Origin of the sequence: Marinobacter arenosus, from assembly GCF_019264345.1 — a bacterium.
Lineage (GTDB): Bacteria > Pseudomonadota > Gammaproteobacteria > Pseudomonadales > Oleiphilaceae > Marinobacter > Marinobacter arenosus.
Genome location: NZ_JAHVAO010000003.1, coordinates 216,190 through 232,897 on the forward strand (window position 1 = coordinate 216,190; position 16,708 = coordinate 232,897).

The following is a 16,708-nucleotide window of genomic DNA, read 5'->3' on the forward strand; positions in this document are numbered from 1 at the left end:
AGCTTACCAGATCCGCCCCCGGCACGTAAGGTGAGCGATATCGGCAGACGTTTCCGAGAACCCCCTGGCAAGCTACAATTTACCCATATTTACACCAAGTTATGGACCACCTGCCCCCATGGATGATGTCGCTGCGCAATTTATTACCACCAACCAGACCACGATCCATCTCGCCGTCGCGCTTCTGCTGGGCGCCATCATCGGCCTGGAACGCGGCTGGGACGCCCGGGACCAGAAAGCCGGCGAGCGCATCGCAGGTATCCGTACCTTTGCGTTGGTGGGGCTTCTGGGCGGTCTGTCGGCGGTGCTCGCCGACGCCATTACGCCCTGGGCGTTCCCGGTGTTGCTGATCAGCGTGGTGGCGATGGGACTGGTGGGGTACAGCGAACGCCTCGCCCACATCCGCAATTTCAGCATCACCGGGATGGTGGGCATGGTCCTGACGTTCTGTTTCGGTGCGGTGGCCGTGGCAGTGGACCCGGTGATGGCGACTGCCGCGGCGGTCATTACCGCGATCATCCTCGACAACAAGGAAGATATCCACGGCTGGGTCCACAAACTCAAGGCGCACGAACTTGATGCGGCCCTGAAGCTCCTGCTGATTTCGGTGGTGATGCTGCCGTTGTTACCCAACGAGGAAATGGGGCCGGGCGGGGTCCTCAATCCCCGGGAAATCTGGTGGATGGTGGTGATGATTGCCTCCATCTCGTTTGTCGGCTACTTTGCCATCCGCGTTGCCGGCACCCGGCGAGGCATCCTGTTTACCGGTGTATTCGCCGGATTAAGCTCGTCCACCGCCCTGACCCTGCACTTCGCCCGCCAATCCGCGCGGTCGCCGCAACTCAGTGCCCAATTCGCCACCGGCATCCTCATCGCCTGTGGCACCATGTTCCCGCGCATTCTGGTCTACTGCTTCGTGATCAACCGGGACCTGCTACCCAGCCTGATCTGGCCGGTAGTCACCATGACGGCCCTGCTCTACGGCCCGGCATTCCTGATCTGGCGACGCCACTCGGATCGGCTGGAAGTCAACCAGCCGCCTCTGAACCAGAACCCGCTTGATCTGACCTCTGCCCTGCTGTTCGGCCTGCTGCTCATGGCCATCCTGCTGCTGGGCAATTATCTGACTGGCTGGCTAGGCAACGCCGGGATTTACATGCTGGCCGCCAGCTCAGGAATTGCCGATGTAGACGCCATCACGCTCTCCCTCACCCGGATGTCAACGGGCAGCCTGGCCATGAACGTCGCTGTAATCGGCATCGTGATCGCGGCCGCCACCAACAACCTGGTCAAATCGGGCATGGCCTGGGCCATTGGCAACCGGCAAACCGGCCTGTTCGTGGGCGTTCCGATGGTGATGTCGCTCATTGCGGGGCTGGCTGTCGCCTGGTTCCAGTAGTCAGCGAGCCCGGCGGAAGGTGAGATTGTAGCGGCAGGCGCCGGTCAAAGGGTGGCTGCCATTTTTCAGCGTCAGGACTCCGTGATAGCGCAATCGCGCCGCTCCGCCCCAGACCACCACATCGCCATGGGCCAGCGGGATCTTGACCGGCCGATCACTCCGTTTCAATCCGCCAAACTGGAACACCTGAGGCAGTCCCAGGGAGACGGACACGATGGGCTGATCAAAATCGGACTCGTCCTTGTCCTGGTGCAGCCCCATTTTTGCCCCGGGTTCATAGCGGTTAATCAGACAGGCATCCGGTCTGAAATCCCGGTAGCCGGCGGCCTGCGCTGCATCCCCGGCCAGCTCCCGGAAGCTGTCGGGCATCGTCGGCCAGGGCTCACCCGTATGCGGGTCCGTGGACTGGTAGCGATAGCCCCGGGCGTCCGTCACCCAGCCCAGCTCACCGCAGCAACTCATGGCGACCGACATGGTATGCCCGCCGGGCGTCTGCATGTGTCTGAGGGGAGCCGACGCATTAACCCGGTTAATCGCAGCCAGCAGCGCCTCTGCTTGCGTACTGGCGAACTGGCGCAGCACCACGGCGCCGTCAGCAATGGCCTCGGAACTCGGTTGGGCGGGCAGATCGTCAAAAAGGTCGGCAGTCATCAGTGGCTACTCCGATCAACAGAATACAGCGCTGCTGCGCCGGTCATGACTGGACAGGGTCATGGGTTCACCCGGGACTTACGCCACTCTACACCGGAGAGGATGACTCGTGCAGCCGGTTCGATGTACACGTCGAATGAAAGCCTGTTCATGAACCCGGATCGAAAAACCCGTATATTCTATGGACTGTTCCCTTTCGGATTAAGGACCTACTGATGCTCTTGGCTCTGATTCTTGGCGGTTTGATCGGCTATGCGTTTGGCAAGTTTCCCGGGTTTCTGGTGGGTGCTGCCATTGGTGCCTTTCTTTTCAACCGCCTCAAACGTCGCCTGGTGGGCAAGCTCCAGCACATTCAGTCCGGCTTTGTTGAGTCGGTGTTTGCGGTCATGGGTGCCTTGTGCAAGGCGGACGGCGTCGTGTCTCAGGACGAGATCAAGGTCGCAGAAGCCATGTTTGTTCGGTTCCGCCTGAACGACACCCAGAAAGCCAAAGCCAAGGCGGCTTTCAGTCGTGGCAAGGCACCAGACTTCGATCTGGACGCGGAACTTGCCCGTTTCCTGCAGATGACGGGGCGGCAACCCGCGTTTCTGCAAATGTTCCTGCAGGTTCAGGTGTCCGCCGTTGCAGCCGATGGTGTCATCCATCCCGCCGAACACGCCATGCTGGTGCGAATTGCCCGTGGCCTGGGTCTGCCGGAAAGCCAGGTGGATCAGCTCGAGGCCATGCTGCGCGGAGCCCACAGCGGGCAAACTGGAGCGGGCCCGGGGCAGCGTTCATCCGGCCAACAGATAGACGATGCCTACAAGGTTCTGGGGGTCTCCCCCTCCGCCAGCGACGATGAACTCAAGAAAACCTATCGCAAGCTGATGAGCGAAAACCATCCCGACAAGCTGGCTGGAAAGGGCTTGCCCGAGAGCATGCGTGAAATGGCCGAGGAGCGGACCCGGGAAATCAGCCACGCTTATGACGTCATCAAGGATGCCCGCAAGAAGGCCGGATGACGTCTAGAACCAACGGGGTACGCGCGCCCGGTACTCGTCATAGGGCGCGCCGAATTGACTCGAAAGGGCCTTTTCCTCTTCCCTTGCCTGGCGGGTAATTACCAGCACACCGGCAATCAGGCACACCAGGGAAAACACACTCGGCAGCGCCAGGAAAAAGCCCAACTGCCCGGCCATTACGCTGATGAACAAAGGATTCCGGGACCGGGCGAACGGTCCGGAGGTCAGCAGCGTGCGGTGGTCATCACGGTGATCGATACCGGAGCGCCAGTCCTCGTGCATGTACGCCTGCAGGTAGTTGACCGACGCGAAGGAGGTCAGCAGAAGCAGCATGCCGAGCAGCAGAACCGGCCACTGGTACAGCACGCCGAACACCCCCAGCCAACCGTCGATATCCGCAAACACACGGACCACGCACACCGACAGGATCAGCGTCCGGAACACGTTGAATATGTGTCTGTGCCACCAGGGTGCCGATCCGCGATCACCGTAATTGATGTGGGAAAACTGCATACGCCGGTAGAGGCCCAGGGTCCGACCGGCAAACTGCAGGCCGATCATCAGGAAGAAGATGCCCAGAAAGTGGCGTACGAGGGGTTCGATAATGTCCATCTGACTCGCTTGCTGCGTGAGTACAGGGCAAGCTTATTATTTGAAAAGACCCGTGAAAAGCATCTTAAGGTGTTTAATTGGCGAAAACCGGCCAGGCCCCTGTCACACTTTCCCCAAATGACATGTCGTCACGTTCCGGAATTCCGTAGAGTCAGGAAACCTTGATGGAAATGGAGTGTTTCGCGATGGATTCTTCCCCGGCGCCACGATCGGCCCACGCGTTTACCGACGATGCCCTCGGCACGGACGATGCGACGGCTCTGGCCGAGCGAATTCGCCGTCGTGACGTCTCGGCGACCGAGCTGGCCGAGGCGGCCATTGCCCGGGCACAGGCGATTGAGCCGCAGATCAACGGGCTGATCACCAGCAGTTATGGCCAGGCACTGGACGCGGCCCGCCGTCTCGACACCCGAAAGCACAGCCAGGCCACCGGATATTTTGCCGGTGTACCCACGGTGATCAAGGACAACACCGACATCAAGGGCCTGCCCACGGGCCACGGTTCCGCGGCTGTTCCCGCCTCGGTAGCACACCAGACCAGCCCCTTCGCCCTGCAGATGCTCGACCAGGGCTTCGTGTGCCTCGGTAAAAGCACCCTGCCCGAGTTCGGATTCAATGCAACCACCGAGCCGGCGCACCGACCGCCATCACGAAACCCCTGGAACCTCGACTATTCCACGGGCGCCTCATCCGGCGGCTCTGCGGCGTTGGTAGCGGCCGGCGTGGTGCCCGTGGCGCACGCCAATGACGGCGGGGGATCCATTCGCATTCCGGCAGCCTGCTGCGGTCTGGTCGGCCTGAAGCCAAGCCGGGGACGGCTGATCGACAACGACGCCGCGCGCACCCTGCCCATCAACATCATCGCGGATGGCATCGTCAGTCGCTCGGTCCGCGATACCGCCCATTTCATGGAACAGGCCGAGCGCTATTTCCGCCCGCCCGGACTGCCGGCCATTGGCAGCAATGCAGGGCCGACGGGCAACGCCCTGACCATCGGCCTCGTTCTGGACTCCATAAACGGCTATGCAACCGACGACGACACCCGCCACACCGTCGAGAACACGGCCCGGCGACTGGAAAAGCTGGGGCATCGGATCGTGCCGATGGACGTGCCCGTCGCGACCACGTTTCCGGAAGACTTTGCCCTGTACTGGGCACTTCTGGCGTTTGGCGTGAAGGCCAACGGCCGAAAGCTTTTTCATCCGGGATTCGATAAGCAACGGGTGGATGGATTGACCGACGGTCTGGCGGGGAAGTTCAGGCGACAATTCTATCGCTTACCGGCAGCACTCTGGCGACTGCGCCGCTCCTACCAGCATTACGCCCGGGCGATGTCCGGTTTTGATGCCGTCCTGACGCCAGTCCTGGGCCATACCACACCGCCCATTGGCTACCTGAACCCGAGCGTACCGTTCGATACCCTGTTTGAGCGACTGACCCGATACGTCGGTTTCACACCACTGGCCAACGCGACCGGCGCACCGGCCATATCGCTGCCCATGGGGATAACACGGGAGAACCTGCCGATCTCCGTTCAGTTCATGGGCCGGCACGGCGACGAGCGGACCCTGCTCGACATCGCCTTTACACTGGAATCCGATTCGCCCTGGCCGCACCTGCACCAGGTAACGCCGGACCCTCAGACCCGGGTGACCGCCGAAACCATGCTCTGACCATCGGCTTGCCTGGCCACCACCCGGTTTCGGCCCTCGCCCTTGGCCTCGTAGAGAGCCTCATCGGCCCAGTTGAAAATCTCCTTGGTGGCATCCGCCCTCTCGGGCGACACGGTGCAGACGCCCGCGCTGACCGTCAGGTGCAGCACTTCGCCGGAGACCCGGAACGCCGTCGCCTCAATTTCAGCACGAATACGTTCCGCCACCCGGATGGCACCGTCAACCGGGGTGTCCGGAAGCAGAACCACAAACTCCTCGCCTCCGTATCGGGCCGCCAGGTCCTGGGGGCGCGTCACATGCTGGCTGATACACTGGGCGACCATCTTGAGGCAATCATCGCCCACCAGGTGACCGTAGGTGTCGTTGAATTTCTTGAAGTGATCGATGTCCAGAACCAGCAGCGACAGCTGTTCCTGGTATCGGAAAGCCCGGACCACCGCCGACTGGAACGTCCGGTCAAAATAGCCGCGATTTTTCAGGCCCGTTAGGGCATCGGTGGCGCTTAATTCCAACAACTGATCGTTGAGACTTTTCAGATCGCGGGTTCGGGCATGCACCCGTTCTTCCAGAAGTGTATTGGCCTCACGCTGCACCCTGAGGGATTTTTCCTGCGCCATCCTGGCCTTGCGCTCCTCACTCAACAGCCGTTGCTGGGCCTGGAAAGCCCGCCGCTTTTCCCGATCGAGACGATCGGCAAGGGCGATGGACAACAGAATCACACCGAGCGCCGAGCCCACCTGGGTGGCATTCTCGGTCAGCAGGTTGCGGGGCAACACCGTGAATTTGCTGAGTGCCAGTACGATGCCACCGAAGAGCATGAAGACCCAGGCCAGGGTGTAGTAGCGCGCGGCCGGGTCCCGCCTGTACCAGCGGATGATGCTGAGTATGAGCATGGTGGAACAGCCCACGAACGCAACCAGAATGGTCGGGAGGATCAGGAATTTATAGGGAATCAATAACCCGGCGGCCGCGAGCGCTCCGGCCACGATGATCACCGCGACGGTCCAACGGTTGAAGCGGGGGTGGTTTTCCCGGGTCACGTTGATGAACCGGATACTGAAGGTGCCGCCGAACAGAACGGCCAGGTTGAGAAAGACGATGATCGACTGATCGTTCCACCAGGTCGCCCCGGGCCACAGATACTGGAACGCAACACCATGAAGGCTGGCGATGAAGAGCGGCATGGCGGTGATATAACCGACATAGTGCAGGAAGCTGCGTTCGCCAACCGCCATGAACACGAACAGGTTGTACAGGACCATGACCAGCACAATCCCGTAGTAAATCCCTTCAAACATGGTCCGGGATTGCTCGGCGGAAAAAAAACTGTCCCGATCCCACCAGATCAGCGGAACCTGCATGGAACTGGTGGTTTCCACCCTCAGGAAGACTCTGGCCCGCTCTCCGGCTGCCAGGTTCAGGGGGACAACGAAATTGCGGTGATCAATGGGCCGTTCGGAAAAATGCTGCTTGTCACCCAGGATCAACGGCTCGGTGCCGGAAGACATGGGATTGATGTAAACCTCGATCCGGTCCAGCACGGGGTACCCGATCTCAACAAAGGTCTGTATGGCTTGAGGTGCGGCATTATCGAGCGTGACCCGGAACCAGTAGACGTCCTTTCCGTAGCCAAAACTGATGCTGTCACTGCCATTGCGGACCCAGTCTGTCTCGTCGAGCTCTACGACCGTATCAATGCCTACGGCAGTGGCAGGCTCCTGCCAGTAGTCTACAAATCGGGCAAGTTCGATACGACTCGCGCCCGTTTCCCATCTCGCCGATGCCTGCGCTGAAACGACAGCGGAGTAGCCGGTCAGCAGAAAAAGACACAACAAACCGAAGAATCGATGCACAACGGGCCTCAATGAACCACAGATTACATTTTGTTATTGTCCTGCTCCCGATTATGGGCTAAACGGCCCAGCTTAGCCCCTTCTCACTACCAATCGACGCAAATCGACATAAAACTGATACAAAACCCAACCTGTTCCTCAATTTTGGCCCGACTCACGCCATGTAGACAGCCCCTCGCTACCCTGTCATATTTTTACAGGTAGATCAGGGCTTATTATTTAACGCGCCAGTGCGCCTAATCGCGGTTGCTCGTCCAGTCGCGAAACACCAGAAGAACTGTGCCCCACCATGCGTGACAGTGAGATACTGGTTTCCCATCACAAGGCATTGATGGAACTCAGCCACGATGCCGACTTTATCGAGCAGCCGAGACATCAGAAACTGGCCGCCCTCACCGAACTCTGTGCACGGCGCCTGAACGTGGAACGGGTGAGCGTTTGGTCATTCCCCCCCAAAGGCGACCGAATCAATTGCGAGTGGCTTTATGATGCCTCCGCGGCTCCCGACAACAGAAGCAACTCGGGCGTTCCGCCCAGCCTTTACCAGTCTGAGCATCCGGCGTACTTCGCCACGGTCGGTTCCGAGCGGGTGGTGGCCGTGGAAAACGCCCAGGAAGATCCGAGAACCCGCTCGTTTACCCGGAGCTACCTTGGCATTCACAACATCCATGCCATGCTCGATGCGCCGGTCTTCGACGGCGCGCGAATGAGCGGTGTTATCTGTCTGGAGTCCCGGCAACAACGGTCGTGGAGTCCGCCAGACATATCACTGGCGGTGGCCGTGGCCGATACCGTGAGCCTGATGAACACACACGAGGCCTGGATCCGCTCCAAGCAGGCGCTGGAGTACGTAACCCGCTTTGACTCCCTGACAGGGCTTGCCAACATGGATTCGCTCAAGGCTCGCCTCAACCATCTCATCCGGAAGGTCGACAAACGTGGTCGCGGCGGGCTGGCACTGATCTGGATCGATATCGATCGACTCAAGGTCATCAACGATGGGCTCGGCCCCCAGGCTGGTGACCAGGTCATCGCGGAAATCGGCCGGCGACTCAATGATCTCCAGCTCACCGGTAAAGATTTCCTGGCCCGGATCGGTGGAGACGAATTTGCCGTGGTCATCCGGAACAAGATCCTGCCCGAGCTGCTTGACAGCGCCGCCGAACTTATCCAGCAACGAATCCGTTCCCCCATTCGCGTGGACGGACAGGATCTGACGATCAGTGCCAGCCTCGGAATCAGTCGCTACCCGGGCGATTGTGATGACGGAGAAGAATTACTGCGCAGCGCGGAAGCGGCCATGTATCACGGTAAATATCGGGGTCAGGGCCAATCCACCCAGTACGACTCGGAAATCCAGATGACGGCCCGCTCGCGTTTCGCGGTGGAGAGTGAATTGAAACTGGCCCTGGAGAACGATGGCCTCGACGTGTTCTACCAGCCGATCATGGACAGCACGGGAACCCGAATCGCGAGCGCTGAAGCCCTCGTGCGCTGGAACCACCCTGATCGCGGCTGGCTCTCTCCCATCGAGTTTCTCGATGTGGCCCGCAGTGCCGGCCTGATGTTCCGGCTCGGTGAATGTGTCATGGAACGGGTATGCCGGGACTGGCGAGCCTGCCGGGCCAACGGCATCAATCTGGCCACCATTTCGGTCAACCTTGCCCCCGAACAGGTCATGGTGACCGACCTGCCCGCCCTGATCCGAGACGTCTGCGGCCGTTACTCCATGCCCGTGAGTGCGCTCCAGTTCGAAGTGACCGAGGACGCCCTTCAGGGCGAGCTCCGGGTATTGAGCAAGGTTCTTGAGGATCTGGTCGATTCCGGCGCCATGCTGGCGATCGACGACTTTGGCACCGGCTACTCGTCCCTGGCCCGTTTGAAAAGCCTGCCGTTTTCCCACATCAAGATCGATCGTTCGTTCATCAAGCACCTGCCAAGCGATGACAATGACCGGGCCATCACCCTGTCGACCATCGGCCTGGCCCGAGGTCTGGGGCTATCTGTTGTGGCGGAGGGCGTCGAGACGCGGGCCCATGAACGCTGGCTCTTTGAAAACCACTGCGACTACCTCCAGGGGTTCCGCTACAGCAGACCCCTGCCTCTCGGACAACTCACCGACCGCTTTTATCAGCCAACTCACCTCGTCCAAAGTCACCAGCGGCACTGAAAACCGACATCACCCGCTGGAAACTTGGTTCTGGATCGGCATCAATCACCACAGGATCACCGCTGACGGGGTGTGCGAACGCAATCCGGGTGGCGGCAAGCATCAACCTCCCCTCACCGAACCGCTCGGCAAAATACCGGTTGTGTCGACCGCGCCCATGATTGGCGTCACCGATGATGGGATGACTGATGTGTTTCATGTGACGGCGCAGCTGGTGCTTTCGACCGGTTTCCGGATGCAGCTCGACCAGGGCATAGCGGCTGGTGGGGTAGCGCTCGATGGCCACCGGAATGGCTGTCGTCGCCAGTGTCCGGAAGCGCGTTCGCGCTTCCCTGACGGGCTGTTCAATCCCCTTCAGGCGGCGATCCTCGGGCTCTTCCCGGAGTGGGTGATCGATCAGGCCACTGTCAGCGGGCCATCCTCGCACCATGGCGCGGTAGGTCTTGCTGACGCCTCCCGCCATCATCGCCTGCCCCAGTTTCCGGGCGGTCCCGGGATCCCTGGCGAACACCAGCACCCCCGAAGTCGGGCGATCCAGGCGATGCACCGGGTAAACGTGGTCACCGTCGTTAAGTGACCGGGCATACTGCAGGGCAAACTCGGTCTCGTGCCGGTCGATGGGACTGCGATGCACCAGCAGGCCCGCAGGTTTGTGCACCACAAGCAACGCCTCGTCCCGGTACAGGACCGTCAGAGGATTCATCAGCCTTCCCGGAGTGCCTGCTGACGGATCCATCGCCTCGCGGTCCGGACACGTGCACCCGCATTCTCGCCCAGGACCAGCAGGGCCGGCGTCAGCAGCAACGTCAGGATCGTTGCAAAGGCCAGGCCCCCGGCGATGGCGCTGGACAACTGGGTCCACCACTGGGTCGAGGGTGCGCCCAGCCCCAGTGACGGCGTCAGCAGGTCGACGTTAACGCCAAGCACCATGGGCATCAGGCCCAGTATCGTCGTAATCGCGGTGAGCAGTACCGGCCGTAGACGCAGGCACCCGGTTTCCAGGGCCGCCTCGAAGGCGTCAAGTCCGTCGTTGCGCATCTGGTTGTAGGTGTCGATCAGGATGATGTTGTTATTCACCACGATGCCAGCCAACGCGATGATGCCCATCCCCACCATGACTATGCCGAAGGACTGGCCATTCAGCAGCAGCCCGAGCAGGACGCCGGCGGTGGACAGGAGGATCGCAGACAGGATCAGGAAGGTCTGGTACAGGGAATTGAACTGGGTCACCAGGATCAGCAACATCATGGCCACCGCGACCAGGAAGGCACTGGCCAGGAAGTTGGAGGCCTGCTGCTGGTCCTCGTTCTCACCGGCGAATTTCACCGTCACCCCGTCCGGCGGCTCCGGCATGTCCGCCTGCAAGGTCTTCAGCAGTTCATCCACCCGACGGCCCGGCGCCAGTTCAGACTTGATGGTCACCGTGCGCTGGCCATCTACGCGGACAATGCTGTTGGTCTTGTCGCCAGGCTCCAGATCGACAAACTGCGACAGCGGCACCTGACCACGGGCGGTATTGATGGTCTGCCGTTGGAGGTGATCCAGTTCGCGCCAGTTGTTGGGCACGCGCACGGCAATGTCCACCTCGTCCCGCACATCTTCCGGCCGGTAAGTGGCCAGAACCAGCCCGTTGGTGACCAACCGCACCGCACTGCCCACGCTTAAGACGTCGGTCGAGAACCGGGCCGCCGCCTCGCGATCAACTTCGAGCCGCCATTCGATGCCGGGTAGGCTCCGGTCGTCCTCGATATCCACGAAGCCGCCCATGGCGTTCATGCGGTCCTCGATCTGGTCCACGTACGCGTTCAGCTCGCTGCTGTCGCGACTGCTGACCTGAAGTTCAATCGGTTTGCCTTCCGCCGGCCCGCCTTCCTGCTCGCGGAATTCCAGCTGCACCCCCGGGATATCCTCCGTCCGCTTCCGGAAATCCTCGAGGATGGCGTTTGCCGGTCGACGGCTGTACCAGTCGGTAAACTGGAACTGCAGCACCCCGATGACATCGGGCGCCATCCGGTTGCCGGCACTGATCATGGACCGTGCATAGAGTGCATTGACCTCAGGCATGCCCCGAAGCCGCTGCTCCACCTCACGGACGATCGAGTCCCGCTCCCGGATGGACAGGTCGCCCCGGGCCCGGATCTGGACCTGGGCCGAATCGGGCTCCACGCTGGGGAAGAACTCCACCCCGAAATTGAACTTGGCGTACGCCGCGTAGATCACCACGATGATGCCGAGCACACCCAGCAACGTCGTCCCCGGCTTTTTCAGCAGCGCGGACAACAGGCCCCGATAGTGTTTCATCATCGCCCCGGTGCCATGGTGTTCACGCGCGCGGCGGCCGCCACTGACCCCACCCAGCACTGGCAAAAACACCAGTGCCATGGCCAGGGATGCCGCCAGACAGATGATCACCGTCAGCGGCAGGAACTTCATGAATTCCCCGACCACACCGGGCCAGAACAGCAACGGCACGAAAACCGCCAGCGTGGTGGCGGTCGATGCGATAATTGGCCACGCCATCCGGCTGGCCGCCTCGGCCCAGGCGGAGCGCACGGTCTGCCCTTCCGAGAGATTACGGTCCGCCAGTTCCGAGACCACGATCGCGCCATCCACCAGCATGCCGGCCACCAGGATCAGGCTGAACAGGACCACAATATTGAGCGTCAGTCCCAGCCCCCAGATCACCAGGATGCCGGTCAGGAAGGCACCCGGGATCGTGAGCCCGACGAGCAGCGCAGAGCGGGGCCCCATGGCCGCGATCACCACAATGATCACCAGCACGATGGCCGTCAGGACGTTGTTGAGGAGGTCACTGAGGATGTCCCGAACCTCCTCCGACTGATCCATGATGTAACGCACTTCCAGTGTGTCCGGAAGCTGGGGCCGCGCATGCTCGACCAGCTCCCGGACCTGGGCCACGGTTTCAATGATGTTGGCGCCGGTCCGCTTTGAGACTTCCAGAACCAGCGCGGGCTCGCCGTTGATTCGGGCAAAGCCGGTGGGATCCTTGAAGGTCCGCTGCAACATGGCCACATCGCCAAAGGTCACGACGGTGTCGCCGTCGACCTTGACCGGCATGGACATGACATCCTCGATGGTTTCAATCACGCCCGGCACTTTCAATGCCATGCGGCCATTGCCGGTATCCAGTGAGCCGGCCGCCACCAGCTGGTTATTACGGGTTACCAGGGCGGCCAACTGGTCAAAGTCGATGCCATAGCTTTCCAGCACCTGGGGATCGACCACCACCTCGAGAAGATCCTCCCGGTCTCCGCCGATTTCCACCTCCAGCACTTCCGGGATCGCCTCGATGGCGTCCTGAAGCGCCCGTGCGGCGGTAATCAGTTCGCGCTCAGACAAAGGGCCTGAAAGCCCAACCGACAGGACCGGAAACAGGGACACATTGATTTCATTGACCCGGGGTTCATCCGCCTCTTCCGGCAGCTTGCTGCGTGCGGTGTCCACTTTCTCACGGACATCCTGCAGGGCCTTGTCGGAATCGAAGCCGGCATCGAATTCCAGCATCACCGACGCGGAGCCCTCCGAGGCCCTGCCACGCATTTCCTTCACCCCCTCAAGAGACCGGAGTTCCTGCTCCATCGGCCGCACCAACAGGCGTTCGGCATCCTCCGGACTGATGCCGTCCAGGGTCATCGACACATAGATGATGGGGATGGTGATGTCCGGATTGGCTTCCTTGGGGATCGTCTGGAACGCAGCGATGCCACCGAGAATCAGGAACAACAGGGTCAGCAGCGTGGTGCGGCTGCGGTCCATGGCGGCAAAGATCAGCGTTCGCATATGGCTCAGCCCCGGTCTTCGGCGGCGTCGACAGGGCGAACCTGTTCGCCCACGCTCACGAAACCACCGCCCCGGGTTATCAGGCGGATTTCATCCGGCAACCCGGTTACCCAGGCACCATTGGTGGCAACGCTGAGCAGTTCGACGGTACTGAATACCACGCGGTTGTCCTCGTTCACGTACTTCACGCCGGGGCGTCCGTCGTCCCCGAGGGACAGATACGCCGGTGAGATGAACATGGCTTTTACCTCGGGCAAAGCAATCCGGAAACTCGCGCTGCCACCGGCCACCCGGCGAAGGTCGGGATTCTCGACGGCAATCTCCACCGCGAAGCTCCGGGTCTCTGGGTTGGCCGCACTCGCCACGAAAGTCACGATGCCATCGAGCTGTTTGCCATTCAGCAGGTCCACCCGCACCCGCTGCCCCGGCGACACCTTGCCCGCGGACTGCTGGGGAATTTGTCCCATCGCCTTGAGGCGATCAATCCGGACCAGCTCGAACATGGGAGAACCCACCTGCACCAGGGCACCCTGCTCCACGTCCCGGGCATTGATGATGCCGTCAAACGGTGCTTTCGGCGCCAAGTGTTCCACATCCAGCCTGGCGGCAGCCAGTTCGGCGTTGGCTGCGGCCAGCTCGCTTTCGAGGTTCAGGAGTTCGGACTGGGACGCCAGGTTGCTCGACCGCAACTTTCGGGCCGCCGTCAGCTCCGCTTCCAGGCTTCGCACCCGTGCCCGCCAGCGTTCAACAACGGCCCGACGACCGTCATCCGACAGCGTCATCAGGGTTTCGCCTGCCTTCACATGCTGACCAAGGTCCACGGCGATTTTTTCGACGGTGCCTGCCACACGGGCACTGATCATCACCGCATGCCAGGGTTCCAATTGCCCCTGAAGCAACAGCCCCGGCTCGTGAAGACGGGCGATCAGTGACTCAACCTGAACGCTGGTCAACTCCGGTTCGGCACTCGCCTGCTTCTCCGGAGCGGCTTCGCTCGCCATCTTGATGTCGCCGGTCGCCAACCATACTGCCAGGGCAATAATGACCAGGAGCGACAATCCCAGGGAACCCCACTTTCCTTTACTCATGAAACGTTCGCCGTGCCTGAAAACCGTGATTGAGCCCCAAGAATTCGGGACCCGAGAAAAAAAACCGGCAAGAAACGGTTGCAACCGGTTAAACGCGTGGGGTAGATTCTACACAGAAATTTTTTACGAATTCAGAGCAGATTGTTCCTTTTATGAATCTCAACGCAGTAATTGTCCTTGTGAAGCTTGTCCTGGTGGTCGTGGTACCGTCCGGGGGCTTTTGCGTGGACAAGCGGGTGAGATAGCAACAACCTGACAAGACACCAAAAAGCCCCCGGCACCGAAAGGTCCCGGGGGCTTTTTTTTGCAGCAGCGAAAAGGAAAAGACGACCATGAACGGCGCACAACACATTCTCGACGCGTTTCATCGCCACGACATCCGTACCGTATTCGGCTACCCCGGCGGCTGCATCATGCCGCTATACGATGCCCTGGTGGACGATGTCGGAACCGAGCACGTGTTGTGCCGCCATGAGCAGGGCTGCGCCCTGGCCGCCGACGGCTATGCCCGGGCCAGCGGCCAGCTCGGCGTGTGCATTGCCACCTCGGGCCCCGGCGCCACCAACCTGATCACCGGCGTCGCCAACGCCCATCGGGATTCCATCCCCATGCTGGTGATCACCGGCCAGGTTCCCTCCGGCCTGATCGGAACCGACGCCTTCCAGGAAACCGACGTTCTGGGGATGACCCTGGGCATCGTCAAACACAGCTACCTGGTCGACAGCGTCGATGAGCTGCCCGCGATCATGGAAGAAGCCATCCACCTGGCCCAGAATGGCCGTCCGGGACCGGTCTGGATCGACATTCCCAAGGACATTCTGCTCGCGGAAGCCAGCGTGGAAGCAACAATCCGCCAGGAAGCCACCCAGACAGAGTGCCCCAACCTGTCCGACGCCCTCGCCTTGCTGCGTTCTGCCCGCAAGCCCCTGCTTTACAGCGGCGGCGGAGTCAGCCTGGCCCATGCCGAATCCAGCTTCCGTGCCTTCGCTGACACCTCGGCATTGCCCGGCGTTGTTACGCTCAAAGGCATCGGTAACGCCGGCAAACACAGTGACCATAACCTCGGGATGCTGGGCATGCACGGCTCCAGAGCCGCCAACCGTGCCGTGGACGAGTGTGACCTGCTGCTCGTTGTCGGAGCGCGCCTGGATGACCGGGCCACCGGCAAACTGGACACCTTCGCCCCCAACGCCCGGATGATCCACATCGATGCCGATGCCGCCGAAATCAACAAATTACGCCCGGCAGACCTGGCCATCCGGGGCGACCTCAATACCATCCTGACGGCCCTGACCCGGGAGCTGGAAACCGAACCGTTGGCGATTGCCGACTGGCAAAAACAGTGCCGCACCTGGAACACCACCGGCGGCTTCAACGCGGCCGACAACGAAGAGCCCCTGGCGCCAATCACCGGCCCCGCGTTCGTGCGACAGCTCTCCCGAATCGCACCTGACGATACCGTCATCGCCTGCGACGTTGGCCAGCACCAGATGTGGGTCGCCCAGCATTACCAGTTCAACCATCCACGCCACCACCTCTCCAGTGGCGGACTCGGCACCATGGGCTTCGGCCTGCCGGCGGCCATTGGCGCCCAGTTCGCCAACCGCGACAGCACCGTGATCAACGTGGCGGGCGACGGCTCCTTCATGATGAACGCCCAGGAACTGGCCACCATACGGCGCTACAGACTGCCCCTGAAGATGATCATCCTCGACAACCAGTGCCTGGGCATGGTCCGCCAGCAGCAGGAACTGTTCTACAACAACCGTGAAAGCCAGATCGACCTGGACGACAACCCAGACTTCGTCGCCATGGCCCGGGCCTTCGACATCCCGGCCCTGCACATCGAACGCACCGACCAGATCCGCCGCGGTATTGAAACCATCCTCGCCTACGACGGCCCCATGCTGCTGCACGTTGCCATCGCCCGCGAGGACAACGTCTGGCCCATCGTCAAACCCGGCGCCAGTAACCGCGACATGATCGACGAATCCCAACGCACGGCAAAAACCAACAAGGAGCACGTTGCATGAACCCTCAACGCCACGCCGACACACCCAGCTACACCCTCACCTGCCAGATGAGTCAGGAAGCCGCGGCACTGGAGCGCCTCTGCCAGGTGGTACGAATTCGCGGGTTCCGGATCGCCAGGATGGCGGTGGAAACAGCCGGGGACGAACTTGCCATCGCCCTGACGCTGGAGGGCACGAGGCCCATTGCGATGCTCAAGTCGCAACTGGAGAAGTTGCATACGGTGGCGGAGGTTGTCCTTGAGCAGGGTAGCTTGGCTCGTTCGCTTCGGGCGTGATTGGGAGCCTTTGTTCTTCGTAGCCTGATAGGTTTTGGGGCGGGTACGCGGGTGGGGGTGTCTTTTCTTCTGGGAAAAATAACTCGCTTCGCTCAGACATCTTTTTCCCGGCAGAAAAGACACCCCCACCCCCTACCGACGGGCAAAATCCG

General features: G+C 61.2%; 12 protein-coding genes. 6 read left to right on the forward strand and 6 right to left on the reverse strand.

Annotated elements, in window-relative coordinates:
* The first annotated feature begins 118 nt into the window (after positions 1 to 118).
* Positions 119 to 1,399, forward strand: coding sequence for an MgtC/SapB family protein (locus KXD86_RS16960; protein WP_218637340.1), 1,281 nt, complete (start codon positions 119 to 121; stop codon positions 1,397 to 1,399).
* On the opposite strand, the gene alkB is transcribed toward KXD86_RS16960, so the two are convergent.
* Complete coding sequence (gene alkB, locus KXD86_RS16965; protein WP_218637341.1) at positions 1,400 to 2,050, reverse strand: DNA oxidative demethylase AlkB; 651 nt, start codon at positions 2,048 to 2,050, stop codon at positions 1,400 to 1,402.
* A 215-nt stretch (positions 2,051 to 2,265) separates the two neighbouring features.
* Between alkB and djlA the strand changes: the two genes are divergently transcribed.
* The gene (gene djlA / locus KXD86_RS16970) at positions 2,266 to 3,051 is read left to right on the forward strand and encodes a co-chaperone DjlA (RefSeq protein ID WP_218637342.1); all 786 of its coding nucleotides are present in this window, start codon (positions 2,266 to 2,268) and stop codon (positions 3,049 to 3,051) included.
* A 3-nt stretch (positions 3,052 to 3,054) separates the two neighbouring features.
* On the opposite strand, the gene KXD86_RS16975 is transcribed toward djlA, so the two are convergent.
* Entirely contained in the window at positions 3,055 to 3,663 is a 609-nt protein-coding gene (locus tag KXD86_RS16975) for a methyltransferase family protein (RefSeq protein ID WP_218637343.1), read from the reverse strand.
* 185 nt (positions 3,664 to 3,848) lie between these two features.
* Here KXD86_RS16975 and KXD86_RS16980 point away from each other — a divergent pair, with 185 nt between their 5' ends.
* Complete coding sequence (locus KXD86_RS16980) at positions 3,849 to 5,336, forward strand: amidase (RefSeq protein WP_218637344.1); 1,488 nt, start codon at positions 3,849 to 3,851, stop codon at positions 5,334 to 5,336.
* Here KXD86_RS16980 and KXD86_RS16985 read toward each other — a convergent pair.
* A complete protein-coding gene (locus KXD86_RS16985; protein ID WP_312846319.1) occupies positions 5,303 to 7,189 on the reverse strand; it encodes a sensor domain-containing diguanylate cyclase in 1,887 nt (628 codons plus the stop codon). The genes KXD86_RS16980 and KXD86_RS16985 overlap by 34 nt on opposite strands.
* Before the next feature lie 289 nt (positions 7,190 to 7,478).
* Between KXD86_RS16985 and KXD86_RS16990 the strand changes: the two genes are divergently transcribed.
* Positions 7,479 to 9,359, forward strand: a complete 1,881-nt coding sequence (locus tag KXD86_RS16990) for a sensor domain-containing phosphodiesterase (protein ID WP_218637345.1) — start codon at positions 7,479 to 7,481, stop codon at positions 9,357 to 9,359.
* Here the strand turns inward: KXD86_RS16990 and KXD86_RS16995 are convergent.
* Genes KXD86_RS16995 through KXD86_RS17005 form a run of 3 tightly spaced genes read right to left on the reverse strand, consistent with a single transcriptional unit; the run spans position 9,304 to position 14,248 of the window.
* Complete coding sequence (locus KXD86_RS16995; protein WP_228739651.1) at positions 9,304 to 10,062, reverse strand: pseudouridine synthase; 759 nt, start codon at positions 10,060 to 10,062, stop codon at positions 9,304 to 9,306. The genes KXD86_RS16990 and KXD86_RS16995 overlap by 56 nt on opposite strands.
* Entirely contained in the window at positions 10,062 to 13,160 is a 3,099-nt protein-coding gene (locus KXD86_RS17000) for an efflux RND transporter permease subunit (RefSeq protein ID WP_218637346.1), read from the reverse strand. Before KXD86_RS17000 ends, KXD86_RS16995 begins: the two co-directional genes overlap by 1 nt.
* Before the next feature lie 5 nt (positions 13,161 to 13,165).
* A complete protein-coding gene (locus KXD86_RS17005; RefSeq protein WP_218637347.1) occupies positions 13,166 to 14,248 on the reverse strand; it encodes an efflux RND transporter periplasmic adaptor subunit in 1,083 nt (360 codons plus the stop codon).
* A gap of 332 nt (positions 14,249 to 14,580) precedes the next feature.
* On the opposite strand from KXD86_RS17005, the gene ilvG reads away from it, so the two are divergent.
* Positions 14,581 to 16,281, forward strand: coding sequence for an acetolactate synthase 2 catalytic subunit (ilvG, locus tag KXD86_RS17010; RefSeq protein WP_218637348.1), 1,701 nt, complete (start codon positions 14,581 to 14,583; stop codon positions 16,279 to 16,281).
* Complete coding sequence (locus tag KXD86_RS17015) at positions 16,278 to 16,556, forward strand: ACT domain-containing protein (protein WP_218637349.1); 279 nt, start codon at positions 16,278 to 16,280, stop codon at positions 16,554 to 16,556. Before ilvG ends, KXD86_RS17015 begins: the two co-directional genes overlap by 4 nt.
* The last annotated feature ends 152 nt before the right edge of the window (positions 16,557 to 16,708 follow it).